This is a genomic window from Brevundimonas sp., assembly GCF_013912065.1.
Classification (GTDB): Bacteria; Pseudomonadota; Alphaproteobacteria; order Caulobacterales; family Caulobacteraceae; genus Brevundimonas.
This window is the reverse complement of record NZ_JACESA010000007.1, coordinates 114434-136337: the sequence shown is the minus strand read 5'-3', so window position 1 is coordinate 136337 and position 21904 is coordinate 114434. Positions and strand designations below refer to the sequence as shown.

Genomic DNA, 21904 nt, shown 5'->3' with positions numbered 1-21904 from the left:
CCGCCAAGCCCACGCTTCCTCTCTGGCGCTCCCGACGAAATCCCCCCACCCTGTCCCAAACCACAGGGAGACGCGCGGCATGAGACGTTGGATCGGGGCTTTGGCGGTCGGGATCGGCCTTCTGGGATTCAGTCAGGTCGCCCAGGCGGCCTGCACCCTCGCCGAACCGGGCGCGACCCGGACCGTAGCCATGGGCCACAGCCGCCGCACGGTCCAGATCCATGTCCCGCGCGGTTTCGACGCGTCCCTGCCCGCGCCCCTGGTTTTCGTCCTGCACGGCAGCGGCGGAACCGGCGCCGGGATTCTGGCCGCCTCGGGACTGGCCCAGACCGCCGACCGCCACGGCTTCATCGTCGTCGCCCCCGACGCCGGCATTCCGGTCGAGCGGGGCTTCGTCTGGAACGTGCCGGGCGTGCCGACCACCGCCGGCAAGATCCCCGGCCCCGACGACGCCGACGACGTCGCCTTCCTGGTCGAGGTGATCGACGAACTCGCGGCCCAGGGCTGCGTCGATGAAGGCCAGGTCTACGCCACAGGCCTGTCAGGCGGCGGCCGGATGACGTCCTGGCTGGGCTGCGTCGCCGCCGACCGCTTCGCCGCCATCGCCCCCGTCGTCGGGCTTCGCGCCGGCAACCCGCGCAAGGATGCGGCGGACAGGCCCGATCCCGCCACCTGCAGGCCGTCACTCCCCATGCCGGTCATCGCCTTCGCCGGCGACGCCGATACGACCAATCCGATCCAGGGCGGCGGCGCCCCCTACTGGAGCTACACGATGCACGCGGCCGAGCAGCGCTGGGCCCAGTTGAACGGCTGCGCCGGCCTTCGGCCGACCGTCTGGATCGCCGCCCAGGTCTATGAGGAAGGCTACACGGACTGCCGCGACGGCGCGGATGTCATCGGTCGCATCACCCGCGACGGCGGCCACAGCTGGGTCGCCGACAACGAAGCCATGTGGACCTTCTTCGCCGCACGATCGAGGCCGCAGACCTGACGCCAGCACCATCGGCCTCAAGTAGCGCGAAGCGCGGCAGGCCCAAAAAGAAAAGGCCCGGCGGTTTCCCGCCGGGCCTTTCCGATATTCAGCAAATGCCGAAAGTCAGATCTTACTTGATCTGGACCTTGGCGCCGGCTTCCGTCAGCTTCTTGGCGACTTCGTCGGCGTTTTGCTTGGAGACGTTCTCGACGACGTTCTGCGGAGCGCCTTCGACCAGGTCCTTGGCTTCCTTCAGACCCAGGTCCGAACGCACGCCACGGACTTCCTTGATCACGTTGATCTTCTTGTCGCCACCGTCCAGCAGGACGACGGTGAACTCGGTTTGCTCTTCGGCGGCTTCAGCCGGAGCGGCGCCACCACCGGCCGGCATGGCCATGGCGACGGGAGCAGCGGCGCTGACGCCCCACTTTTCTTCAAGCAGCTTCGACAGTTCAGCAGCTTCGAGAACGGTCAGAGCGGACAGGTCTTCGACGATCTTGGCGAGGTCAGCCATTGTCAGTTTTCCTTCGGAGGATTGGTTTTAGAGAGTGATGCAGAGATGAAAGGCGGGGCCGCTTACGCGGCTTCCTTGGTGGCGTAGGCGTTGAACACGCGAGCCAGCTGACCGGCGGGTGCTTGCAGCACGCCGGCGATCTTGGTCGCGGGCGCATTGAGCAGGCCGATGAGTTGGCTGCGGACTTCGTCGAGGGTCGGGAGCTTGGAAAGAACTTCCACGCCCTTCACGTCGACGACGGTTTCGCCCATGAAGCCGCCGACGATCTTGAAACGATCATTGGTCTTAGCGAACTCGGTGGCGACCTTGGCGGCCGTACCGGGGTTCTCGGCATAGGCGATGCCCACGGGACCCTTGAACAGGCCGTGGTAGTCGCTGCCGTCTTGGGCTTCGAGCGCCTTCAGCGCCAGGCGGTTCTTGACCACCTTGAACGCGGCGCCTTCTTTGCGAAGGCGGCCACGCAGGTCTTCCATTTCCGCAACGGTCAGACCCAGGTTGTGGGTCACGACCACGGAGCCGGCGTCGGCGAATACGCCCTTGAGCGTTTCGATCGACTCGGCTTTTTGAGCGCGGTCCATTGCGGTCTCCAGTCTTGGCATTCGCCGCCGGGCTTATTCCCGACGACGGATTGACCAAAGCGCCGCGCATCGCTGCACAGCGTTCAGGCCGGTCGTATTGTCCGAAGGATGCGTCTGACGGCGTCCGTCCCGGAATGCGGGCTGACAGCGGCAAGGTCGCGTCCCCATCTCCCCACGGCGTCAGAGGGCTCTCTGACAGTTACGGCCTGGGTGACCCCCACGCCCCGAAGTTCTCGGACAGGACCGTCAAAGGGCGAACCTTCGACGGGAAGCGGCGCTCTTACAGCCGCCGCCGCCGGAAATCAAGCCGGCAGTTCCTCGCTAGGCAGGCCGGCGGCGAATTCGCGGATAAGGGCGGCCAGATCGGGCTCGTGCACCAGGTCCGCGGCCTCGGCCGGGGTCATCCAGCGCCGCTCGCGCTGATGGGCCTCGGGCCAGTGACCCAGCTGGATCAGGACCTGGAGCGAATAGACCGAGACTACGCAGCGACGCAGCCCGCCGTCCTTCAGGGTCTTGGCGTAGCGAAAGACGCCGATCGCCTGATCGTCGATCTCGCCCTTCACCCCCGCCTCCTCCAGCGCCTCCTGCACGGCGGCCTCGGGGTCGGTCTTTCCGATCATCCGGCCGCCCTTGGGGATGACCCAGCGTCGCGTCTCGCGCGAGGTTATCATCAGGATACGGTGCTCGCCGTCGTCGATCCGCCACGGCAGGGCGGCCACCTGACGCGTCTCGGATCGCGCTGTGCGTTTGGTTCCGGTGCCCATCCGTCAGTCCCGTTGCGCCAAGACGGCCCCCACGACCGCGCGCCCTCCCAAACGGCATCGCGCGCGCGCCGTCAAGCGGCTGAACCGCCCGACCGGCGTCAAGGTTGGCCCGGCGCCTTGGCGTCGGCGTCCCCCAGCACGTCCTGACGATAGAGCATGGTCACGATCGTATGCAGCACCAGGGCCAGAGGCGTGGCGAACACTATCCCAAGCGGCCCGAACAGGGCGCCGATTCCCACCACCGCGAAGATGCCCAGCACGACCGGAAGATTGGCGACGTTCTTCTGCACCATCGGCGTGATGAAATTGGCTTCCAGCTGGGACACGAAGACATAGAGGGCCAGGGTCATCAGGGCCGTCTCCCACCCCTGTGTAGCCGCCACCAGCACTGCCGGCACGGTGGAGACGATCGGCCCGACGATGGGCACGAACTGCCCCAGCCCGGTCAGCAGGCCCAGACCCACGGCCGAGGGAACTCCGATCAGGGCCAGGCCCACGCCGGTCAGGGCTCCGACCAGCACCATCGAGAACAGTTGCGCCTTCAGCCAGCCCTTCAGCGCCCGACCGCAACTGTTCAGCACCTCCCGCAGACGCGGCCGGCGATCGATCGGCGCCAGGGACAGCAGGCCCTCACGCGACTTGCCGGGCTCGATGGCCAGAAACACCCCGGCGACCACGACCAGGACCAGGGTGGTGGCCCCCGAGGCGAAACCCAGGGCGAATTTCTGGGCCATTTGCAGCGCCTGCCCGGTTTGCCCTGTCAGGCTCTGAAGCTGGTTCAGCAGTTGGGCCGCATAGGGTTGGGCCTCGATCCACGACCGAACCCGCTCCCACCCCTGCGGCAGGACGGCGACCAGGGCCACGATCTGTTCCGTGATCTGGGTTCCGAACAGGGTCAGTATCCCGCCCAGCACCGCCACCACGATCAGCAGGGACAGGAAGACCGCCAGCACGTCGGGCAGCTTGAACCAGCGGACTATGGGATCGGCCAGGGCCCGCAACACCACCGCCGACAGAATGGCTCCGAAGATCAGCAGCCACAGCGTATGCAGACTCACGATCAACTGAACGGCGAAATAGGCCGCCACCAGAATGACGGCGCCGAACGCCAGCCGTCCCTTCCAGGGATCGCCTCCCCCGTCCTTCGCCTGGCCTTCGTCCACAGATCTTCCCGAACCGAACATCTCGCTCCCCTTAAGGTCACGATGACAACGCGATCCCGATGGCGCCGTTCGCCGGATGGCGGAAAAGACTTAGTAGGGGTCCGATGATCGTCGGTCGTAACCCGCCTGGGCCGCCTCGACCTCGCCCATCCGCGTCTCGGCCCAGTCGACCATGGGCTGCATGGCCGCCATCAGCGTCCGCCCCAGGGGCGTGATCGCATAGGTCACCGATACCGGCACGGTCGGCACGACCGAGCGGGACACCAGTCCGTCGCGCTCCAGGGACTTCAGCGTCTGGCTCAGCATCTTCTGCGACACGCCGTCGATCCGGTTCTTCAGGGCGTTGAACCGAAGCGGGCCGTCACCGAGCACGATCAGGATCAGGGTGCTCCATTTGTCGGCGATCCGGTCCAGCAACTGGCGCGTCGGACAGGCGGCCGAGAAGACATCGCCGCGCGTCCAGGTTTCCAGCGGGTGACCAGGTGGGGAAAAGGTGCCGTCTTGCATGGTCGATATCCCTAGCGCACCTGGTCACTATTGGAAACCTATAGGAGATCATCCATGAAAGTCGCAGTCCTCGGCGCCAGCGGCCGCGCCGGCTCGGAAATCACTAAGGAACTGGCCGCGCGCGGTCACGCCGTCGTCGCCATCGCCCGCAAGCCCGAGGCCATTCCCGTCGCTTCTGGTGTCGCCCCGGTCGCCGGCGACGCCTCGAACGCCGACGCCCTGGCCGACCTGATCAAGGGCGTCGATGTCGTCGTCAGCGCCCTGCATTTCGACGTGCCCGCCCAGACCCTGCTGACCGCGCTCAAGATCGCCGACGTCCCTCGCCTGCTGGTGACGGGCGGAGCGGCCAGTCTGGAAGTGGCGCCCGGCGTCCGCCTGATCGACACGCCCGACTTCCCTCAGGAATGGAAAGCCTTCGCCCAGGGTGGGATCGACTTCCTCGACGCCCTGCGCCTCGAGACCGATATCGACTGGACCTTCTTCTCGCCCGCCGCCCTCCTCGAGGAAGGCCCGCGCCTGGGACACTACCGCACCGGGACCGACCAACTGATCGTCGACGAAAAAGGCGAGAGCCGGATCAGCTTCGCCGACTACGCCATCGCCATGGTGGACGAGCTGGAGGCGCACGATCACCCTCGCGCCCGGTTCACGGCCGCCTACTGAGAACCGGCCAGGCGGCGGGCCGATTCCCGCCGCCGCCATCTGAGGATCACTGGCCCGATCGCGCGCGCGTCGCCTGGGCCATGGCCGCCTTCATCTCACGGCGCTGTTCGGCCGTGCATTCGAACCGATCACAAAGCACATTGCCCATGTCGGCCATGATCTCGGGCATGATCGCCTGGATCGCCTCGGCCAGACGCGGCGCGGCCTGGTAGCTCTTGGTCACCATGGAGCGGCCGATGTCGCTCTGGTAGAAATCCACCAGCCCCTGAAGCTCTTCCAGGGTGAAGGTGTCGGCGTAGATCGGCGCCATGGCGGCGAACATGCGCGGCATCATCCGAGCCGTCATTTCTCCCATGACCTCGCGGAACTCGGCCGCCTCCTCTTCCGACATGCCCTCCAGCTCGGCCGGCAACATCATCGCCGTCATCTGTCCCAGTGCGGCGCCGAGTTCCTCGCCCTGCATCAGGGAGATGAACTTGTTGGCCAGAGCCAGCCGTTCCGGGCCGTCGTCGCGCGCCTCGGCCAGGGCGGCGGGCGCGAGGAACAAGGTCAGGGCCAGCATCAGCCCACCAAAGACGTGTCTCATCCTAAACCCCCAGTTGGAACCGACACCCTGCCGGGCGGCCGGGGTCCAGACAAGAAAAAACGGCGGGGATCGCTCCCCGCCGTTCTTCGGTACCGATTGTCTTTCGACCTGGACGGCTTAGGCGCCCAGCGAGGCCGGGTCGACCTTGAAGCCCGGGCCCATCGTCGAGGACAGGCTGATGCGCTTCACATAGGTGCCCTTGGCGCCCGACGGCTTGGAACGCACCAGGGCGTCCACGATGGCCTTGACGTTGGCTTCCAGGGCGTCCTGCGTGAACGAGACCTTGCCGATGCCGGCGTGGACGATGCCCGCCTTCTCGACGCGGAACTCGACGGCGCCGCCCTTGGCGTCCTTGACGGCCTGGGCCACGTTCGGGGTCACGGTGCCGACCTTCGGGTTCGGCATCAGGCCGCGCGGGCCCAGCACCTTACCCAGACGGCCGACCAGGGCCATCATGTCCGGCGATGCGATCACGCGGTCGAACTCCATGAAGCCGCCGGCGATCTTTTCGTACAGATCTTCGGCGCCCACGTGTTCGGCGCCGGCTGCGGTGGCTTCGGCGGCCTTGGCGTCCTTGGCGAAGACGGCGACGCGGACGTCACGGCCGGTGCCCGACGGCAGGTTGACGACGCCACGGACCTGTTGGTCGGCGTGACGCGGATCGACGCCCAGGTTGACGGCGATCTCGATCGACTCGTCGAACTTCGACTTGGCGTTGTCCTTCACCAGCTTGATGGCGTCAGCATAGGCCATCAGGGCCTGGGTGTCGCCGGTGCGGGCCTTTTGAGCCTTGGTTTGCTTGGCCATGGTTTAGCCCTCCACCACTTCGAGGCCCATCGCGCGGGCGGAGCCTTCGATGATCTTGGCCGCCGCGTCGAGGTCGTTGGCGTTCAGATCCTTCATCTTCTTTTCGGCGATCTCGCGCAGTTGCGCCTGCGTGATCTTGCCGGCGACTTCACGGCCGACCAGCTTCGAACCCGACTTCAGGCCCGTGGCCTGCTTCAGGTACCAGGTCGCCGGCGGCGTCTTGGTGATGAAGGTGAACGACTTGTCCTGATAGACGGTGATGACGGTCGGAAGCGGGGTGCCCTTGGCTTCCTTCTCGGTCCGCGCGTTGAACTCCTTGCAGAAGCCCATGATGTTCACGCCGCGTTGACCCAGAGCCGGGCCGATCGGGGGCGAAGGCGTGGCCGAACCGGCCGGCACTTGCAGCTTGATATAGCCGAGAATCTTCTTGGCCATTGGTCTCTCCTATGAATGACCCGACGAATGAACGCAGGGCCGGTGAGCCGTGGTGCGGCATGGCTGCCTCCCACGGATTTGTCCCGCAATGCGGGAGGCGCGCGTATAGCGGACAGGCAAAGGGAAGGCAACCAGGACCGGAAACCGCCAGACGGCGGGAGGTGGGCGCGGTACCCGGCGGCATCACAGAAGGCTGTCCAATGACCTATTGTATCCAACCCCTGCCGCTGGCTTCGTTCCAATCGTTGTTCGATCTAACCGAGGAGGCCCTTCACGCGGTCGGTGCGCGCCGCATGGTCGCGGAGCCCCCCCGAAGCGCCCCGTGTCGCGTCAGCCTGACCGACGCTGAGCCGGGCGAGCGTCTGGTGCTGACCAACTTCCGTCACCTGGACGCGCCGGCCAGCCCCTACCGGGCCGACGGCCCCGTATTCGTGCGCGAGGCGGCGGTCGAGGCGCATCCCGAACCCGGCGAATTGCCGGACCAGCTGACCCGCCGTCTGCTGTCGGTCCGGCTCTATGACGCCGACTGGTTAATGACTGACGCCGAGGTGGTCGAGGGCGCCGAGCTTGACGCTCGGCTGCGGGCCTGGTTCGCCCGTCCGGAAGCGGCGGTGATCCACATCCACACCGCACGCCGTGGCTGCTATCTGGCGGCGGCCGTTCGGGCCTAACCTCAATCCGGAATGCAAAAGGCCGCCCCGCTCGAAGCGGGGCGGCCTTGTATTATCGCGGGAGACCGGGATCGACGGATCAGTCCGTGACCTTCTCCACCTGGGCGTATTCCAGCTCGACCGGTGTGGCGCGGCCGAAGATCGAGACGGCGACGCGCAGGCGGGCCTGTTCCTCGTCCACGCTCTCGACCGAACCGTCGAAGCTGGCGAAGGGGCCGTCGATGACCTTGACCTTCTCGCCGATGTCGAAGCGGATGGTGGGCTTCGGACGTTCGACGCCTTCTTCCACCTGGCCGATGATGTTCTGAACTTCACGCTCGGAGACCGGCAGGGGCTTGGTGCCGCCGGCGGCGCCCAGGAAGCCGGTGACCTTCGGCGTGTTCTTAACCAGGTGATAGGCCTGGTCGGTCATTTCCATCTTCACCAGGACGTAGCCCGGGAAGAATTTGCGCTCGGAGTTCACCTTGCGGCCGCGACGGATCTCGACGACGTCCTCGGTCGGAACCAGGATCTCGGAGAAGGCGTCTTCCAGGCCCTGCTGCTTAGCCTGGTCGCGCAGCTGCTCGGCCACCTTCTTCTCGAAGTTCGAGTAGGCGTTGACGATATACCACTTGTGGCGCGGATTTGCGGGCTTTGCCGGCGCTGCATCGGTCATGGGCGCGTCTTTCTCAGGATCCGAGAGCGATGATGTAGCGGAAGGCGATACCCAGAAGGGAATCGACCACCCAGAAGAAGATCGCGGCGATGACCACCATGATGAAGACCATCACCGAGGTGATCCAGGTCTCCTTGCGGCTGGGCCACACGATCTTGCGGGACTCGGCGCGAACCTGGCTGAAGAACTGGGCCGGGCTGGTGCGGGGCTTCTTGGGCTCGGTCGGATCGACCGTGACGGTGGCGCCGGCCGCGACGGCCTGGGGCTTTGCGCCGGCCTGAGGCCGCTTGCCGGGAGATTTGGCCTTGGCCATCAGTTGCTCTTCACACAATTGTTCCTGTCGCCCCAGATGGGGAATCCCATCCGGAAGCGACAGGGGGGATTGGCAGGAGTTGGGGGACTCGAACCCACGACCCCCGGTTTTGGAGACCGGTGCTCTACCAGCTGAGCTAAACTCCTAGACAATCGCGCCGACCCTTGGGTCCGCGCGTTCGCCAGAGGGGGGCGTATGCCCGACGTCGCCCGCTATTTCAAGGGCGATGTGACACTTCCACCTAGTCTTCAAGATGCGCCGCGACGGCGTCCCGCTCTTCCTGGGCCTTCACCACTTCCTTGAAGATCAGCTTGTCGATTCGGCGGTCGTCCATGTCGACGACCTCGACCTCGAACCGACCGACCTGCAGCACCTCGCCCTCGTCCGGCACGCGCGACAGCTGGTGCAGGATCAGACCGGCGACGGTATGGAAGCCGTCGTGCTCGCCGAAGTCCTCGCCCAGGGTGTCGGCTAGGTCGTCCAGGTCGGTCTGACCGTCGACCAGCCAGCTGCCGTCGGCGCGCTGATGGACCCAGGCCTGTTCCTCGTCGTGACCCTCGTCGAAGTCGCCGGCGATCATCTCCAGGATATCGGTCGCCGTGACCACGCCTTCAAAGGCGCCGTATTCGTCGACGATGAAGGCCATGTGGATGCGCGACCCCTTCAGGATCTCCAGCGCCTTCAGCACCGAGGTCGACTGCGGGATGAAGGCCGGCTCGGCGACCAGGGCTTCGATATCGAACTTGCCGTCGGTCAGCAGGGCGTCCAGCAGGTCCTTCTTGTGCACCACGCCCAGCGGATTATCGACGTCGCTCTCGCGGGCGACGACGATGCGCGAATAGGGGCAGGTGCGGATCTCGTCGTTCAGGACCGCCTCGGTGTCGTCCAGAGCGATCCAGAAGACCTCATGGCGCGGCGTCATGGCCACACGCACCGGACGGTCGCCCAGGCGCAGGATCTCCTCGATCATCACCTGTTCTTCCGGTTCGATCAGGCCGGCCGAAGTGCCCTCCGCCAGTATGGTGGCCACTTCCTCCTGGGTGACGTCCGACCCGTCGCGATCCTTGACGCCCAGCAGTTTCAGAATGCCCGAGGTCGAGGCCGTGAGCAGCAGCACGAAAGGCTTCATCACCAGCGCCATGCTGGAGATCGGCTGGGCCATCTTGGAGGCGATGGTCTCGGGGAAGATCAGCGCCAGCCGCTTGGGCACCAGTTCGCCGACGATCAACGACACATAGGTGATGCAGACGACCACCAGGGCCGTCGAAAAGATTTCGGTATAGGCCCGTACGGCCGGAAACGCCGCTTCCAGGATCCGATCCAGCTCTCCCGCGATGGTCGCCTGGCCATAGGCGCCCGCCAGAATCCCGATCAGGGTTATGCCGACCTGGACCGCCGACAGGAACTGCGTCGGTTCTTCGGACAGTTTCAGCGCCTTGCGCGCGCCGCGGTCCCCCTTCTCCGCCCGGCTCTGGAGTTTGGACCTCCGTGAGGAGACGACCGCCAATTCAGTCATGGCGAACAAGCCGTTGAGCACCACCAGGAGCAGAACGACGACAATAGCGATGAGTAACATCTAGGGGGTTTAGGGGACCGACGCGGCGCGACATCCGGCGTCCGCGCGGGGATACTAGGCGATGATCGCGGCTTACGCCACGATTTCCTTGAAAATCAGCCCGCCCGGCCCGCTTCGACGGAGCCATAGGCGCCCGAAACGGGGCGGCCGTCGGCGTCGTAGGACGAGGCGCAGGCGCTCATGCCCAGAACGGTGCCGATGAACAGGCCTATACGAAGCGCGCGCCGCATCTTTGGTTACCAATCGCTTAACGTCGATGCCCGACTTAAACGATGACTTAACCTCACGTTCAACCCCCTGCCCCCTGGAGGCGAAAAAACGGGATCGGCCACCCTCCCCTCGTCCCGTCAGGACAGGTATCAAGGGCGGGTGCAAACCTTGGATCCCATCGCCGCCCTGCCCGAGGGCGCCCTGTCGTCACCGGCGGCGCAACGCAACGCCGCGGCGATTCTCGTTGTCCTGAAGGCGCATCTTCCGGCGCGGGGCCGGGTGCTGGAGATCGCCGCAGGTTCGGGCGAGCACGCCCTGGCCTTCGCCGCGGGCTTGCCCGATCTGGAATGGATCCCCAGCGATCCCAGCCCGGAAGCCCGCGACAGCATCGCGGCCTGGCGACGCGACGGCCCGGCGAATCTGCGGCCCGCTCTGGCTCTGGACGCGAGCGATCCCGCGACTTGGCCCGACGGACCCTTCGACGTCGTCTATTGTGCGAACATGACGCACATCAGCCCCTGGTCGGCGACCGAGGGGCTGATGGATCTGGCCGGCCGCGTCCTGCGACGCCCCGGCGGTCTTCTGGTCTTCTACGGCCCCTATCGCGAGGCGGAGATCCCGCTGGCGGCGTCGAACGCCGCCTTCGACGAAAGCCTCAAGGCGCGGAACCCGGCCTGGGGTCTGCGCGAGCGCGAGACTATCGAGGCCCTGGCCCGGTCGCATGGCCTTGCGGCTACGCGTCGGGTCCAGATGCCGGCGAACAATCTGACGCTTCTGTTCAGACGCGCCTGATCAGAGGGCGGCCACGGCGGCCGACAGGGCGGCCCGGTCGTCCAGCAGAACGGCCTTGCCGTCCTTGAACAGGGCGGCCTGGCCTTCGGCCTCGACGCCGAAGCTGGCCGCCGCCACCGCCACGCCGTCGGCGAAGGCGATCACCGGCAAGGCCTGGGCGCGCGCCAGATCGATCAGCGACCGCACGGCGGCCAGCGCCGTCTCGTCCTGCGAACCGCCCGGCACGACCAGGCCCTTCAGCCGGCCTTCGACGATGTCGGTCGCTGTCGCCGTGGCCAGGACGGTCACGCCGCCGGCCATCAGGCTGGCGTCGCCGGTCGAGATCGGCGCCAGGCCCACGCCTTCAGCCCGCAGCGCCCCTTCGACGTCGCCCAGTTCGCCGAATTCCATATCACGTCGCATCACCAGCCCCATGCGCAGCCGGGTGGGGACGGGACGGTTGTAACCAGTGCGACGGGGGCCAGCGGAAGATTTGCGTTGAGCGTACAAGACGTCTCCTTCGAGGGTTTCAATAATGATCCAGATCCGGCGACAGGCGCCGCCGAACCAGCGACACGAACGATCAGAAAAATAAAAATCAACGGGTCCGACTCGCGCCGTCCCGCACTCTGGATCGTTTGTGGAATGGCCGCAGATATAGTGAAAATCCCGGCTGGATCAACCTTGGCGGCCGAGAGCGTCGACCCCGGTGATCCTTGCGGCTTCGGCTCGCTTGCTCGCCCGCCTGCCCGGCCCTAGACAGCGGCATCGACTGAGCGACGGATTCCCATGGCCTTCACCCGCACCTATGACGGCGACGAACCGGTTCGCGTTAACAAATGGCTGGGCCAGACCGGCGTATGTTCGCGGCGCGAGGCCGACACCCTGATCGCCCAAGGGCTGGTGTCGATCGATGGCGAGACCATCAGCGACGCCGGCCGCAAGATCGAGCAAGGTCAGACGCTGACCCTGAACGACACGGCCCAGGCGGCCCTGGCCACGGGCATGACCCTGGTGCTGCACAAGCCGGTCGGCTTCGTCTCCGGCCAGCCCGATCCGGGCAAGATTCCCGCCGTGCGCCTGTTGAAGACGCCCAACCGGATCGGCGAGGGCGAGACCCCGGCGCGCGACGCCTCCCTGCCCCCCATCGGTCGGCTGGACGAGGATTCGCGTGGCCTGCTGCTGCTGTCGTCCGACGGCGTGGTGGCCAAGGCGGTGATCGGCCCGGCGTCCGAGCTGGACAAAGAGTATCTGGTCGTCGTCGAGGGCGTGATCACCGAGGGCAAGCTCAGCCGGCTGCGCCACGGCCTGGTGCTGAACGATAAGCCGCTGAAGCCCGCGCGCGTCACCCAGATCGAACCGCAACGCCTGCGTTTCATCCTGACCGAGGGCAAGTATCGCCAGATCCGCCGCATGTGCGAACTGGTCGGGCTGGAGGTCGTGGACCTGTACCGCATCCGCATCGGCCCGCTAGAGATCGGCGACCTGCCCGAGGGCCGCTGGCGGCACCTGACAGCCGAAGAGCGCGCGGCCCTTATCGCGGCGTCAGCGTCCTGAACCACTGGTCCAGCAGGACCGCCTCGGCCCGACGGGCGGCGGTGCGTTCGGCGGCCTCGGCGTCCACGCCCCACTGGTCTTCCTGGAAGGCTTCGTCGATCCGCGACAGGTCGAAGGCCGCCTCGCCCGACAGCGTCCCCTGCTCCACCGCCAGGGCCAGGACCGCCGATCCCAGCAGGGGTACGGCGGTGGCGAGGCCGGTCAGGCGGAAGTCGTCCAGCGACAGGGCGTGGGCCCTGACCCGCGCGATCGCCTCAGCCGACTGCGGTCGGTGGACGATCCCGGCGACGGACTCCAGCGCTACGCCCATCTCGCGCGCGGCCCAGTCGCGCCACGGCCCCCATTCGGCGTGCTGTCGCTCGACCAGAGGCGTCGGATGTTCGGCCAGATAACAAACCACGTCCGACCCGGCATAGGCGGCGATCTCGTCGGCCACCGGCTCGCGCGCCTGGCCGATCCGGTCGATGGCGGTCGAGGCCAGGCGCGTCGCCGGCATGGTCGCGGGCTCGACCACCTCGCCCTGCGCCGCCCATTCGTCGGCGACCAGCTGTGCAGCGGCCTCGGTCGGCAGGACCAGAGGCGCCTTGGCCGGCGTCTTGGGCGTGCGGCCGTCCAGCAGCACGGCCCAGCCGCCGTCGGCATGCGAACCGACCGAGACGTCCTTCCAGAAGCGGCGCACCGTCTCCTCGGTCTCACGAAATCCCTTGCGGGCGGCGACCATGGGATCGAGCGGGGGAATATGGCTCATCTTATCCTCTTCACGCCCAGGAAGGGATCGTCCTCGGCCTCGTCCTCGGAGAAGCCGAAGTGGGCGAAGCCGGCTTTCATTTCGGGGCTCAGGGGGGCGGTGACCTTCAGCACGCCGCCGCGCGGGTGATCCAGTTCGATGCTGCGGGCGTGGAGCTGGAGCTTCAGCGGGCCAGACAGTTCCTTGGATTTCTCGTCGCCGTATTTGGGATCGCCCAGGATCGGATGCCCGATCCCGGCCATATGGGCGCGCAGCTGGTGGGTCCGGCCGGTGAAGGGCCGCAGAGCCATCCAGGCGGCCCGGTGCGAGGCGCGCGAAACGGTGCTGAAGGCCGTCTCGGCCGGCTCGGCCTTCGGATCCTTGCGCTCGGCCGGGCGCATCATCTCGAAGTCGTTGATGCCGGTCTTCTTCAGCGGCATGTCGATCTGGCCCGAATAGGGTTTCGGATTGCCGATGACGATGGCCCAATAGGTCTTCTTGGCCTGACGTCGCGCGAAGGCGCCGGCCAGCCGCTTGGCCGCCTCGGGGCCTTTGCCCAGCAGCAGGACGCCCGAGGTGTCGCGGTCCAGCCGGTGGACCAGGCGCGGCCGCTCCAGCCCCTCGCCCCAGGCCGACAGCAGACGGTCGACGTGACGGCTGGTCTTGGTGCCGCCCTGGACGGCCAGGCCGTGCGGTTTGTTGATGGCGATGACCATGTCGTCTTCGTACAGGACCAACGACTTGGCGAAGGCGATGTCGCGTTCCGACAGGGTGTGGACGTCCCCGGCCTGGCGCGAGGTGTCCTCGGGGATCGGCGGCACGCGCACGGCGGCGCCGGCGGTCAGCCGGCCCTCGGGCTTGATCCGGGCGCCGTCGACGCGGATCTGGCCGCTGCGGGCCATCTTCTGCACCTGGATGTTCGACAGATGCGGCCAACGCCGGCGGAACCAGCGGTCCAGGCGGATGCCGTCCTCGTCCTCGGCCACATAGATGGTCAGGACTTCACGCTTGGGCGCATCGCCGGAAGTGTCGGGGCTGGACGGCTGATCGGTCAAAGGGGGGCTCCGAAGGCGCGGCGGGCGATGGCCAGGCCGATGAAAAGGGCGACGACGGCCAGGACCACCGAACCGACCACATAGGTCGCGGCGAGCGCATAGTCGCGCCGTTCGATCATCATCACCGCCTCCAGCGAATAGGAGGAGAAGGTGGTGAACCCGCCCAGCAGGCCTACGGCCGCGAACAGGCGAATGGATTCCTGATGCGCCCCGCCCCGGAAGGCCAGCCATCCGACCAGCAAGCCCATGGCCAGACCGCCCAGGCCGTTGGCCGAGAAAGTCCCCAAAGGCCAAGAGGCGTTCGGCGCTAGTCGGGCGGCCAGAAGGCCGAGGCCGAACCGGGCCATGGAGCCCAGGGCTCCGCCGGCGGCGACGAGAAGAAACCGTGTCATGATCCGGCGCTATATACGCCGCCGGCGCCGAAAGCGAAGCATCGAGACCATTCGCACCCGTCTGACCGAAACTTCACTTGCCCGTGGTAGGGTTAACAGCGATATCCAACAACAGCCGTCAGCCGGTCGGGAAAGCCACGCCATGTCGCAAGATGACAGCCACAGCCCAGTGGTCGCGCCGACGATGACGTCGCCGCAGCCCGCTGCGGAACCCGCGCCGGAACCTGTCGCCGAGGCCCCCCTCATGACTCCGGTGATGGCGCCCGTCATGGCGTCGGAGACGCCCCGCGCGCCGCCGCCGAACCCGACTCCGGTAGAGACCCCCGCCGTCTCCGACGACGGGGTGCTGCGCCCGATCCAGGAAAGCGACTATTTCACCCTGGACGAGGCGTCGATCGCGCGGATCTCCGCCAATATCGATGAGTATTTCAACCAGCCGCTCGATATCTTCCCGTTCTGGGAAGACGAGAAAAAGCCCGATCGTTTCCACGTCCTGTTCGCACGCCAGATCGAGGAGCGGTTCAGCGCCGATCGCGACATCCGGGGCCGGGTGCACGCCTATGGCCGGCGCATTTTCAGCGCCCTGTGCGTCCATGTCGGCGTCAAGCGGCTGACCCAGGTGCTGGCGCTGATCGGCTTCGCCGTCCTGGCCGAGATGGGGCCCACCCTGTTCGCCGATTGGGGGGGCGGTCAACCGGCCGGCCTGGGCCTGGCCGTGTTGAGCATGTTGGCTGCGGCCGGCCTTTTCTACGGCGTCTCGGCCATCCTGTTCATCCAGTACCGGTTCCGGCTGGAAAACGACTCCTACGAGTTGTCGCGCGAGATCGTGCAGCGGACCCGTGAGCTGCAGAACCTGTTCACCAACGCCCGCGCCCTGTCGGACCAGGCCGAGACCACCTACCAGATGGACGGCAAGGCCTGGGGCCAGCGCGCCCTCTATCTGACCCGCCTGGTCATGTGGATCGGCGCCCGGATGGAATATCTGGAGAAGTTCATCCAGATGGAGCTGTGGCGTGTGCGCCGCGAACGCTACTGGATGCGCTGGTTCGGACGGATCACGACGCCGCTGGTGCTGTTCGTCTGGGTGATCTTCTTCGCCTTCTGGCCCGCCCCGGCCGCCAACGAGATCGGCTTCCGCATCCTGCAGATCGTCGCCGTCATCCTGGCCGGCGGGGTGACTTGGGTGTCCTATTTCCGCTGGCAGACGCCGACCGACGCCATTCAGGAGAAGCTCGGCGCCGACAGCTGGGTTCGCTACGCTTCTCTGGACGTGGACAATACCGTCGGCGACCAGGTGCGCCGCGACAAGGAACGGCTGGTCGAATACCGCGCCCTGACGCGCGGACGCTGATCAGCGCGGGATGGAGGCCTGGACCGCCCGGGCGTCATAGGCGTAGGGCCGGTCGGGTTTCTGACCGCGCCCCAGGACCACTTCCAGCGAGGTCGAGGTCGGGCTCGGCCCGCTGAAGTTCAAGCCAAGACCGACGCCGACGCCCGAGGCCGAATAGCCGCCGTAGCGGCTGGAGCCGCCGCCGATCGAGACGCTGGGCCGCACTCCGCCCGCGCCGCCAGGCCGCCCGTCGGTCCAGCTCTGGGTCACTTCGAACCAGTCATAGCCCTGTTCGGTCGTCAGATCGGCAGCCCGCAGCAGGGCGAAATCCGCCACGGCGCCCGGAGCCCCGACGCCGTTATAGGTCACGCGATAGCGGTTGGATTCGATCCTCTGCTCGGAATAGCCCTGTCCGCCCGGCGCCCGCTGCGCGCCATAGGGCGCCAGGCTGGCGCAGGCGCTCAAGGACAGGGCCGTGGCGGCGAGACCGAGAAGGACGAGGCGTTTCATGACGATGTCTCCCTTTATGGAGCATAGCGTTGCTCCGCCCCGGCCGTTCCGTCCAGACCTGGCCTAGGCCCCCTAAAGGCCGAGGGCCTGGCGCAATTTGGCGAAGTCCTCGGGCGGCGCCGCCTCGATCGTCGTGGTTCCGCCCTCGGGGTGGGGAAAGCTCAGCTTGGCGGCATGAAGCATCAGACGCGGCGCCGGTCCGACAGGCGTGGTCAGGGCTCCGCCATACCGCACGTCGCCGATCAGAGGCCGCCCCAGATGGGCCATGTGGACCCGCAACTGGTGCATCCGCCCCGTCAGGGGCTCCAGCTCGACCACCGCCCCTTCCGGCCCGGACGCCAGGGTCCGATAGCGGCTCTGCGAACCCTGCGCGCCCGGCGCGTCGAAGGCCACGACCCGCATATAGGATTCGCGCCCGATCTCCTCGCGCCGCAGCGGAGCGTCGATGGTCCCCGACGCCGGCTCGGGCGCCGCCGACAGCAGGGCCAGATACTGTTTCCGGAACCGCCGCATCTGCAGCGCCTTGCCCAGGAAGCCCGCCGCCGGCTTGGTCTTGGCGGCCAGGATCACCCCCGAGGTGTCGCGGTCCAGCCTATGCACCAGCTCCGGCCGCTTGCCGTTCGACCGGGCGAAGGCCCACAGCAGGTCGTCCAGCGTATGGGCCTTGATCCGCCCGCCCTGGCTGGACAGGCCGGACGGCTTGGAAAAGGCGATGACATGGGCGTCCTCGTGGATCACCCACGAACGGACGGCGGCGATCTCGTCCTCGGACAGGACGACGGGCTGGCGGGTGGTCATCCGCCGCTTCTAACCTCGCCCGCCGCCCCGGTCAGCCGGAAATCAGCGCAGCACGCCCCGCTTGGCCATGAACCAGGCGTACCAGGCCAGGAAGGCGGCGATCAGCAGGATGACCCAGGGCATCACGGCCATGGCCGCCATTTCGGGCGACACCGGCGGCGGATCGATCAGTTTCGAATAGATCAGGCTGACCGCCGCCCCCAGCAGCGAGGCGGCGAAGGCGGTCACCGCCCAGCGGCTTCGAACCAGCAGCAGGATCGAACCGATCACCGCGCCCCAGACGCCGAGAATCCACGGCCCGTACATCCAGCTTGGCATGGCGTTGTAATAGGCGATCATCTCAGGACCGAAGCCCATCTCGCGCATATAGGCTTCGCCGCGCGTCGTGGTCTGGATGAAGTCAAACGCGCCGAAGCCGTTCCAAAGTAGCGACAGCACGCCGACCAGCCACAGGTGCCACGGCGTCTTCACAGTCTCGATCATCGTCCCCTCCCAAGGATTTCGGATTGGCGGAGACTAGGCCCGTTCCCCCCACCCCACAATGAACGCCGTTCAGTCAGTCGCCGCCCTCGACCTGCATCCGCGCCCGCATCTCGGCCCACCGCTCCAGCCGCGCCTTGACCTTCTCCTCGTGCCCCTCGCCCTTGGGTTGGTAGAAGGTGCGGCGCTCCATCTCGTCGGGGAAGAAGTTCGCGCCGGAGAAGCCTTCGGGCGTATCCGGGTCGTACTGGTAGCCCTTGCCGTAGCCCAGTTGTTTCATCAGCTTCGTGGGCGCGTTGCGAATATGGGCGGGCGGCATCAGCGAGCCGGTCTCATAGGCCGCCTTTTTGGCCGCGTTGAAGGCTTCGTACACCCCCACAGACTTGGGCGCCGTCGCCAGATGCACCACGGCCTGGGCCAGGGCCAGTTCGCCCTCGGGACTGCCCAGGAAATCGTATGTGTCCTTGGCGGCGTTGGCGACCAGGATCGACAGCGGGTCCGCCTCGCCGATGTCCTCAACCGCCATCCGCACGATCCGCCGCGCCAGATAGAGCGGGTCCTCGCCCCCTTTCAGCATCCGCGCCAGCCAGTACAGGGCCGCGTCCGGGTCCGATCCCCGAACGGATTTATGTAGGGCGGATATGAGATTGTAGTGTTCTTCTCTGCTCTTGTCATAGGCGGGAGCCCGGCGTTGCAGCACCCCGGCCAGCCCCTGAACGTCCAGAAGTTCGCCATCCGGAAGGTCGAACAGCACTTCGGACATGGTCAGCAGATAACGGCCGTCGCCGTCCGCCAGGGCCAGCATCGCCTGCCGCGCCTCGGGCGTCAGCGGCAGGGTTTGCTCCATATGAGCCTCGGCCCGGATCAACAATTGATCCAGCGCCGCGTCGTCCAGCCGCTTCAGAACATAGACCTGCGACCGCGACAGCAGCGCCCCGTTCAGCTCGAAACTGGGATTCTCGGTCGTGGCCCCGACCAGGGTGACGACCCCCGCCTCGACGAAGGGCAGGAAACCGTCCTGCTGGGCGCGGTTGAAGCGATGAATCTCGTCGACGAACAGCAGGGTGCTCTGACCCGCCGCCCGCCGCATCCGCGCCGCCTCGAACGCCTTCTTCAGGTCGGCCACGCCTGAGAAGACGGCGCTGATCGCCTGATACTCATAGCCGGCCGCCTGGGCCAGCAGCCGGGCGATGGTGGTCTTGCCGGTGCCGGGTGGGCCCCACAGGATCATCGAGCCCAGCCGCCCGGCCTCGATCATCCGCCGGATCGGCCCGCCGGCCCCCAGCAGATGGTCCTGGCCCACCACCTGGTCCAGCGTGCGCGGGCGCAAACGGTCCGCCAGGGGGGCGTCGGGGGGCAATATGCCGGAGGCTTCGAACAGATCACTCATGATTGCGACCTATGTAGTCGTGCCTAAAGCGGTTTTCATCCGTTAGTATGGGCTTCAGCCATAGAGATCGATCATGACCGACGCCCATCCCGACCAAGGCCCGAACACCGGCGTGACGCCGCACCTGACCATTCCGTCGCGCGGAGCCTCGGCGGCGATCGATTTCTACATCATCGCCTTCGGGGCTGAGGTGCTGGACCGCCGTCTGGCCGACGACGGCGAGCGGGTGATGCACGCCCACCTGAAGATCAACGGCGCCAGCGTCATGCTGAACGACGAATTCCCCGAATACACCGGTAGTCAGGACGTCCGCCCCGCCGGCGTCACCCTGCACCTGCAAGTCGTGGACCCCGACGCCTGGTGGACCCGCGCGATGACCGTGGGCGGCGCCGAGCCTGTGATGGACATGGCGGACCAGTTCTGGGGCGACCGCTACGGCGTCCTGCGCGATCCCTTCGGACACACCTGGTCCATCGGCGGACCGATCAAGGGCTGAGGTCCGCTCCTATCTGAGCACGCCCCGGATCTGACGTCCGCCGCGATTGACGACCACCTCCCAGGGGCCGCGCGCGCCGGCGGCCTCGACATCGCGCCCGGTGGCCATGGGGCGGCCGTTGATGCTGACGATCAGATCGTTCTGGCGGAAACCGGCACGGGCGGCATAGCCGCGCCCCGATACTCCGGTGACGATGACGCCGGTCGCGAACGGGTCGCCCCCCAGCCGGTCGGCCAGGGCCGGATTCAGGGCCACGACCTCGGCGCCGGCGAAAGGACCAGACTGGATCAGGACGCCCTGATCCGGATCGGCGTCGCCGGGCAGGGTCTGGACCCGAGCATTCAATGTCTCCGGCCGGCCGTCGCGCAGGATGGCGACCTGGACCTGATCGTTCGGATTTCTTGACCCGACGCGATAGTTCAGCCCGCCCTGGTCGTTGATCTCCTGCCCGTCGACGGCGGTGATGACGTCGCCCTGGCGAATGCCCGCGCGGGCGGCCGGACCGTCGGCATAGACGTCCGTGACCACCAGCCCCTGGGGTCGGGACAGGCCCAGGCTGCCGGCGATCTCGCCGGTGACGGTGTCGCCCTTCACGCCCAGCCAGGGCCGGACCACGGTCTTGGCGCCGCCCAGGGCCGATTCCACCACGCGCTTGACCATGATGGCCGGCACGGCGAACCCGACCCCAGCCGAGGAGCCGGACCGCGAGAAGATGGCGGTGTTGATGCCGATCAGGTCGCCGTCCATGTCGACCAGCGCCCCGCCGGAATTGCCGGGGTTGATGGCCGCGTCGGTCTGGATGAAGGAGCCGCTGTCGGAAATGCCGGTCTCGGTCCGGTTCAGGGCCGAGATGATGCCGTTTGTCACCGTCTGGCCCACGCCGAACGGATTGCCGATGGCCAGGACCAGATCCCCGACCTGCTGTTCTTCCTGATCGTCGATGGCGAGGACCGGCAGACGGTCGCTGACGTTCTCGAGCCGTAGCACGGCGATGTCGCTGCGCGCGTCGGCCAGAATGACGGTGGCGGGGAACTCGCGCCGGTCGTTCAGCACGACCTTGATCTGCTGGGCGCCGTCGATGACGTGGTTGTTCGTCACGACGATCCCGTCCGAACGGACGATGACGCCCGATCCGACCGATTCAGCCACCCGCGCCTGGGGGATGCCGCCGCCGAAGAACTGGAAGAAGGGGTCCACCTGGACCCGCTGCACGCTGCGAGCCGAGATATTGACCACGGCCGGGGCGGCCGAACGGACCACCGGGGCGAAGCTGGACTTCATCCCCGCCGCGTCGGCGGGGGCGGTCCGCGTCGGCTGGGCGAACTCGCCCTCCTGGGCCTTGGAATTGGTGGGATTGCCGCAGGCCGACAGGGCCAGGGCGGCGGCGAGCACGATCGGTCGGGTCTTCATCTTCATCCGAGAATTTCAGGCTTCAAGCCCTGCAATACCGCACGTCTTTTTGGGCCGGATCAAGGCCGCGACAGGGCGGCTCAACCTTGTTTACGCTCCAGGCGAGGTCCTGGCGCCATGGCCCGTCTCGGCCCAACGGGCTCAGTCGCGTCCGGTCTTCCTCAACAGTCGGTCGCGGGCCGCATTGACCCGGGTCGCAAGCCCTTCTGTGCCCCCCGTGTCGGGATGCGCCCGCCCCATCGCCTTCTTCCAGGCGGCGCGGATCTCGGCTTCGGTCGCGCCGGGGCCGACGCCCAGGACGGCGCGGGCGTCGGCCTCGCTGATCGGTTCGGATCGGACAACCTGTCGCATGCGAGAGGACCAGGCCAGATAAAGTCCCGCCGCCGCGAGCACCGCAGCCCAGAGCCAGGCGCCCCGAAACGCCGACAGCGCGCCCCCGGCCAACAGCACCGATCCCAGCAGGGTCGCGGTGACGCGCCAGTGGGCTCGCCCTCGCCGCTCGGTCTGACGGCCCAGCCGCACGAGCGCCCAGACGGCGATCGCCGCCAGCGCCAGCCAGATCAGGATCATGGC

The 21904-nt window shown here is 67.1% G+C and carries 29 protein-coding genes and 1 tRNA gene; 7 read left to right on the top strand and 23 right to left on the bottom strand.

Annotated features, from left to right (window positions below; all coding sequences use genetic code 11):
- Positions 1–79 precede the first annotated feature (79 nt).
- The gene (locus H2037_RS08210) at positions 80–991 is read left to right on the top strand and encodes a PHB depolymerase family esterase (protein ID WP_292120163.1); all 912 of its coding nucleotides are present in this window, start codon (positions 80–82) and stop codon (positions 989–991) included.
- Positions 992–1103: 112 nt separating this feature from the next.
- Here H2037_RS08210 and rplL read toward each other — a convergent pair whose 3' ends face one another.
- From rplL to H2037_RS08185, 5 genes are all read right to left on the bottom strand, one after another.
- Positions 1104–1487: a 50S ribosomal protein L7/L12 gene (gene rplL, locus H2037_RS08205; protein WP_292120161.1), complete on the bottom strand. Its 384-nt coding sequence runs from the start codon at positions 1485–1487 to the stop codon at positions 1104–1106.
- A gap of 62 nt (positions 1488–1549) precedes the next feature.
- A complete protein-coding gene (gene rplJ / locus H2037_RS08200; RefSeq protein WP_292120159.1) occupies positions 1550–2065 on the bottom strand; it encodes a 50S ribosomal protein L10 in 516 nt (171 codons plus the stop codon).
- A gap of 302 nt (positions 2066–2367) precedes the next feature.
- The gene (locus tag H2037_RS08195; RefSeq protein WP_292120156.1) at positions 2368–2829 is read right to left on the bottom strand and encodes an NUDIX hydrolase; all 462 of its coding nucleotides are present in this window, start codon (positions 2827–2829) and stop codon (positions 2368–2370) included.
- A gap of 98 nt (positions 2830–2927) precedes the next feature.
- Positions 2928–4013 carry an AI-2E family transporter gene (locus H2037_RS08190; protein WP_292120154.1) on the bottom strand — a complete coding sequence of 362 codons (1086 nt, stop codon included), beginning with the start codon at positions 4011–4013 and terminating at the stop codon, positions 2928–2930.
- A 69-nt stretch (positions 4014–4082) separates the two neighbouring features.
- Positions 4083–4499: a helix-turn-helix domain-containing protein gene (locus H2037_RS08185; RefSeq protein WP_292120152.1), complete on the bottom strand. Its 417-nt coding sequence runs from the start codon at positions 4497–4499 to the stop codon at positions 4083–4085.
- A 54-nt stretch (positions 4500–4553) separates the two neighbouring features.
- On the opposite strand from H2037_RS08185, the gene H2037_RS08180 reads away from it, so the two are divergent.
- Complete coding sequence (locus H2037_RS08180; RefSeq protein ID WP_292120149.1) at positions 4554–5162, top strand: NAD(P)-dependent oxidoreductase; 609 nt, start codon at positions 4554–4556, stop codon at positions 5160–5162.
- 46 nt (positions 5163–5208) lie between these two features.
- On the opposite strand, the gene H2037_RS08175 is transcribed toward H2037_RS08180, so the two are convergent.
- From H2037_RS08175 to rplK, 3 genes are all read right to left on the bottom strand, one after another.
- Positions 5209–5748 (bottom strand): DUF2059 domain-containing protein, encoded by a 540-nt coding sequence (locus H2037_RS08175; RefSeq protein ID WP_292120146.1) that lies wholly within the window; start codon positions 5746–5748, stop codon positions 5209–5211.
- A gap of 117 nt (positions 5749–5865) precedes the next feature.
- A complete protein-coding gene (gene rplA / locus H2037_RS08170; RefSeq protein ID WP_292120143.1) occupies positions 5866–6555 on the bottom strand; it encodes a 50S ribosomal protein L1 in 690 nt (229 codons plus the stop codon).
- Positions 6556–6558: 3 nt separating this feature from the next.
- Entirely contained in the window at positions 6559–6990 is a 432-nt protein-coding gene (gene rplK, locus H2037_RS08165; protein WP_008259841.1) for a 50S ribosomal protein L11, read from the bottom strand.
- A 200-nt stretch (positions 6991–7190) separates the two neighbouring features.
- Between rplK and H2037_RS08160 the strand changes: the two genes are divergently transcribed.
- The gene (locus tag H2037_RS08160; protein WP_292120140.1) at positions 7191–7661 is read left to right on the top strand and encodes a DUF1203 domain-containing protein; all 471 of its coding nucleotides are present in this window, start codon (positions 7191–7193) and stop codon (positions 7659–7661) included.
- 79 nt (positions 7662–7740) lie between these two features.
- Here H2037_RS08160 and nusG read toward each other — a convergent pair whose 3' ends face one another.
- The 5 genes from nusG to H2037_RS08135 all read right to left on the bottom strand — a co-directional run bounded on the left by nusG (position 7741) and on the right by H2037_RS08135 (position 10435).
- A complete protein-coding gene (nusG, locus tag H2037_RS08155) occupies positions 7741–8316 on the bottom strand; it encodes a transcription termination/antitermination protein NusG (RefSeq protein ID WP_292120137.1) in 576 nt (191 codons plus the stop codon).
- Positions 8317–8329: 13 nt separating this feature from the next.
- On the bottom strand, positions 8330–8629 hold the full coding sequence (gene secE, locus H2037_RS08150) for a preprotein translocase subunit SecE (protein WP_292120136.1): 300 nt from the start codon (positions 8627–8629) through the stop codon (positions 8330–8332).
- 70 nt (positions 8630–8699) lie between these two features.
- Positions 8700–8775 (bottom strand) — tRNA-Trp (locus H2037_RS08145).
- A gap of 95 nt (positions 8776–8870) precedes the next feature.
- Complete coding sequence (locus H2037_RS08140; protein ID WP_292120133.1) at positions 8871–10205, bottom strand: hemolysin family protein; 1335 nt, start codon at positions 10203–10205, stop codon at positions 8871–8873.
- Between the two features lie 95 nt (positions 10206–10300).
- Complete coding sequence (locus H2037_RS08135; RefSeq protein WP_292120131.1) at positions 10301–10435, bottom strand: hypothetical protein; 135 nt, start codon at positions 10433–10435, stop codon at positions 10301–10303.
- A 139-nt stretch (positions 10436–10574) separates the two neighbouring features.
- Here H2037_RS08135 and H2037_RS08130 point away from each other — a divergent pair, with 139 nt between their 5' ends.
- Positions 10575–11207 (top strand): DUF938 domain-containing protein, encoded by a 633-nt coding sequence (locus tag H2037_RS08130; protein ID WP_292120129.1) that lies wholly within the window; start codon positions 10575–10577, stop codon positions 11205–11207.
- On the opposite strand, the gene H2037_RS08125 is transcribed toward H2037_RS08130, so the two are convergent.
- Positions 11208–11609 carry a hypothetical protein gene (locus H2037_RS08125; RefSeq protein WP_292120127.1) on the bottom strand — a complete coding sequence of 134 codons (402 nt, stop codon included), beginning with the start codon at positions 11607–11609 and terminating at the stop codon, positions 11208–11210.
- Positions 11610–11975: 366 nt separating this feature from the next.
- Between H2037_RS08125 and H2037_RS08120 the strand changes: the two genes are divergently transcribed.
- Positions 11976–12743 carry a pseudouridine synthase gene (locus H2037_RS08120; protein ID WP_292120124.1) on the top strand — a complete coding sequence of 256 codons (768 nt, stop codon included), beginning with the start codon at positions 11976–11978 and terminating at the stop codon, positions 12741–12743.
- Here H2037_RS08120 and H2037_RS08115 read toward each other — a convergent pair.
- Genes H2037_RS08115 through crcB form a run of 3 tightly spaced genes read right to left on the bottom strand, consistent with a single transcriptional unit; the run spans position 12721 to position 14917 of the window.
- Entirely contained in the window at positions 12721–13491 is a 771-nt protein-coding gene (locus tag H2037_RS08115; RefSeq protein ID WP_292120122.1) for an ATP12 family protein, read from the bottom strand. The two genes, H2037_RS08120 and H2037_RS08115, sit on opposite strands and share 23 nt — an antisense overlap.
- A complete protein-coding gene (locus H2037_RS08110; protein WP_292120119.1) occupies positions 13488–14525 on the bottom strand; it encodes an RluA family pseudouridine synthase in 1038 nt (345 codons plus the stop codon). The genes H2037_RS08115 and H2037_RS08110 overlap by 4 nt, the downstream gene beginning before the upstream one ends.
- Positions 14522–14917 carry a fluoride efflux transporter CrcB gene (crcB, locus tag H2037_RS08105; RefSeq protein ID WP_292120116.1) on the bottom strand — a complete coding sequence of 132 codons (396 nt, stop codon included), beginning with the start codon at positions 14915–14917 and terminating at the stop codon, positions 14522–14524. Before crcB ends, H2037_RS08110 begins: the two co-directional genes overlap by 4 nt.
- A gap of 142 nt (positions 14918–15059) precedes the next feature.
- On the opposite strand from crcB, the gene H2037_RS08100 reads away from it, so the two are divergent.
- Positions 15060–16268 (top strand): hypothetical protein, encoded by a 1209-nt coding sequence (locus H2037_RS08100; protein WP_292120113.1) that lies wholly within the window; start codon positions 15060–15062, stop codon positions 16266–16268.
- Here the strand turns inward: H2037_RS08100 and H2037_RS08095 are convergent, their stop codons facing one another.
- The 4 genes from H2037_RS08095 to H2037_RS08080 all read right to left on the bottom strand — a co-directional run bounded on the left by H2037_RS08095 (position 16269) and on the right by H2037_RS08080 (position 19425).
- Positions 16269–16757 carry a hypothetical protein gene (locus tag H2037_RS08095; protein WP_292120110.1) on the bottom strand — a complete coding sequence of 163 codons (489 nt, stop codon included), beginning with the start codon at positions 16755–16757 and terminating at the stop codon, positions 16269–16271.
- Between the two features lie 72 nt (positions 16758–16829).
- The gene (locus tag H2037_RS08090) at positions 16830–17555 is read right to left on the bottom strand and encodes an RluA family pseudouridine synthase (protein ID WP_292120107.1); all 726 of its coding nucleotides are present in this window, start codon (positions 17553–17555) and stop codon (positions 16830–16832) included.
- A gap of 42 nt (positions 17556–17597) precedes the next feature.
- Positions 17598–18038 carry a hypothetical protein gene (locus tag H2037_RS08085; protein ID WP_292120104.1) on the bottom strand — a complete coding sequence of 147 codons (441 nt, stop codon included), beginning with the start codon at positions 18036–18038 and terminating at the stop codon, positions 17598–17600.
- Positions 18039–18111: 73 nt separating this feature from the next.
- Positions 18112–19425, bottom strand: coding sequence for a replication-associated recombination protein A (locus H2037_RS08080; RefSeq protein WP_292120101.1), 1314 nt, complete (start codon positions 19423–19425; stop codon positions 18112–18114).
- A gap of 73 nt (positions 19426–19498) precedes the next feature.
- Between H2037_RS08080 and H2037_RS08075 the strand changes: the two genes are divergently transcribed.
- Positions 19499–19921, top strand: coding sequence for a VOC family protein (locus tag H2037_RS08075; protein WP_292120098.1), 423 nt, complete (start codon positions 19499–19501; stop codon positions 19919–19921).
- A gap of 9 nt (positions 19922–19930) precedes the next feature.
- On the opposite strand, the gene H2037_RS08070 is transcribed toward H2037_RS08075, so the two are convergent.
- Entirely contained in the window at positions 19931–21331 is a 1401-nt protein-coding gene (locus tag H2037_RS08070) for a Do family serine endopeptidase (RefSeq protein WP_292120314.1), read from the bottom strand.
- A 141-nt stretch (positions 21332–21472) separates the two neighbouring features.
- On the bottom strand, positions 21473–21901 hold the full coding sequence (locus tag H2037_RS08065) for a molecular chaperone DnaJ (RefSeq protein WP_292120090.1): 429 nt from the start codon (positions 21899–21901) through the stop codon (positions 21473–21475).
- Between the last annotated feature and the right edge of the window lie 3 nt (positions 21902–21904).

What these genes read in the sequence shown, in the direction of transcription:
- H2037_RS08210 (WP_292120163.1), top strand. Translation starts at nt 80, where the DNA reads ATGAGACGTTGGATCGGGGCTTTGGCGGTCGGGATCGGCCTTCTGGGA.
- rplL (WP_292120161.1), bottom strand. Translation starts at nt 1,487, where the DNA reads ATGGCTGACCTCGCCAAGATCGTCGAAGACCTGTCCGCTCTGACCGTT.
- rplJ (WP_292120159.1), bottom strand. Translation starts at nt 2,065, where the DNA reads ATGGACCGCGCTCAAAAAGCCGAGTCGATCGAAACGCTCAAGGGCGTA.
- H2037_RS08195 (WP_292120156.1), bottom strand. Translation starts at nt 2,829, where the DNA reads ATGGGCACCGGAACCAAACGCACAGCGCGATCCGAGACGCGTCAGGTG.
- H2037_RS08190 (WP_292120154.1), bottom strand. Translation starts at nt 4,013, where the DNA reads ATGTTCGGTTCGGGAAGATCTGTGGACGAAGGCCAGGCGAAGGACGGG.
- H2037_RS08185 (WP_292120152.1), bottom strand. Translation starts at nt 4,499, where the DNA reads ATGCAAGACGGCACCTTTTCCCCACCTGGTCACCCGCTGGAAACCTGG.
- H2037_RS08180 (WP_292120149.1), top strand. Translation starts at nt 4,554, where the DNA reads ATGAAAGTCGCAGTCCTCGGCGCCAGCGGCCGCGCCGGCTCGGAAATC.
- H2037_RS08175 (WP_292120146.1), bottom strand. Translation starts at nt 5,748, where the DNA reads ATGAGACACGTCTTTGGTGGGCTGATGCTGGCCCTGACCTTGTTCCTC.
- rplA (WP_292120143.1), bottom strand. Translation starts at nt 6,555, where the DNA reads ATGGCCAAGCAAACCAAGGCTCAAAAGGCCCGCACCGGCGACACCCAG.
- rplK (WP_008259841.1), bottom strand. Translation starts at nt 6,990, where the DNA reads ATGGCCAAGAAGATTCTCGGCTATATCAAGCTGCAAGTGCCGGCCGGT.
- H2037_RS08160 (WP_292120140.1), top strand. Translation starts at nt 7,191, where the DNA reads ATGACCTATTGTATCCAACCCCTGCCGCTGGCTTCGTTCCAATCGTTG.
- nusG (WP_292120137.1), bottom strand. Translation starts at nt 8,316, where the DNA reads ATGACCGATGCAGCGCCGGCAAAGCCCGCAAATCCGCGCCACAAGTGG.
- secE (WP_292120136.1), bottom strand. Translation starts at nt 8,629, where the DNA reads ATGGCCAAGGCCAAATCTCCCGGCAAGCGGCCTCAGGCCGGCGCAAAG.
- H2037_RS08140 (WP_292120133.1), bottom strand. Translation starts at nt 10,205, where the DNA reads ATGTTACTCATCGCTATTGTCGTCGTTCTGCTCCTGGTGGTGCTCAAC.
- H2037_RS08135 (WP_292120131.1), bottom strand. Translation starts at nt 10,435, where the DNA reads ATGCGGCGCGCGCTTCGTATAGGCCTGTTCATCGGCACCGTTCTGGGC.
- H2037_RS08125 (WP_292120127.1), bottom strand. Translation starts at nt 11,609, where the DNA reads ATGCGACGTGATATGGAATTCGGCGAACTGGGCGACGTCGAAGGGGCG.
- H2037_RS08120 (WP_292120124.1), top strand. Translation starts at nt 11,976, where the DNA reads ATGGCCTTCACCCGCACCTATGACGGCGACGAACCGGTTCGCGTTAAC.
- H2037_RS08115 (WP_292120122.1), bottom strand. Translation starts at nt 13,491, where the DNA reads ATGAGCCATATTCCCCCGCTCGATCCCATGGTCGCCGCCCGCAAGGGA.
- crcB (WP_292120116.1), bottom strand. Translation starts at nt 14,917, where the DNA reads ATGACACGGTTTCTTCTCGTCGCCGCCGGCGGAGCCCTGGGCTCCATG.
- H2037_RS08100 (WP_292120113.1), top strand. Translation starts at nt 15,060, where the DNA reads ATGTCGCAAGATGACAGCCACAGCCCAGTGGTCGCGCCGACGATGACG.
- H2037_RS08095 (WP_292120110.1), bottom strand. Translation starts at nt 16,757, where the DNA reads ATGAAACGCCTCGTCCTTCTCGGTCTCGCCGCCACGGCCCTGTCCTTG.
- H2037_RS08090 (WP_292120107.1), bottom strand. Translation starts at nt 17,555, where the DNA reads ATGACCACCCGCCAGCCCGTCGTCCTGTCCGAGGACGAGATCGCCGCC.
- H2037_RS08085 (WP_292120104.1), bottom strand. Translation starts at nt 18,038, where the DNA reads ATGATCGAGACTGTGAAGACGCCGTGGCACCTGTGGCTGGTCGGCGTG.
- H2037_RS08080 (WP_292120101.1), bottom strand. Translation starts at nt 19,425, where the DNA reads ATGAGTGATCTGTTCGAAGCCTCCGGCATATTGCCCCCCGACGCCCCC.
- H2037_RS08075 (WP_292120098.1), top strand. Translation starts at nt 19,499, where the DNA reads ATGACCGACGCCCATCCCGACCAAGGCCCGAACACCGGCGTGACGCCG.
- H2037_RS08070 (WP_292120314.1), bottom strand. Translation starts at nt 21,331, where the DNA reads ATGAAGACCCGACCGATCGTGCTCGCCGCCGCCCTGGCCCTGTCGGCC.
- H2037_RS08065 (WP_292120090.1), bottom strand. Translation starts at nt 21,901, where the DNA reads ATGATCCTGATCTGGCTGGCGCTGGCGGCGATCGCCGTCTGGGCGCTC.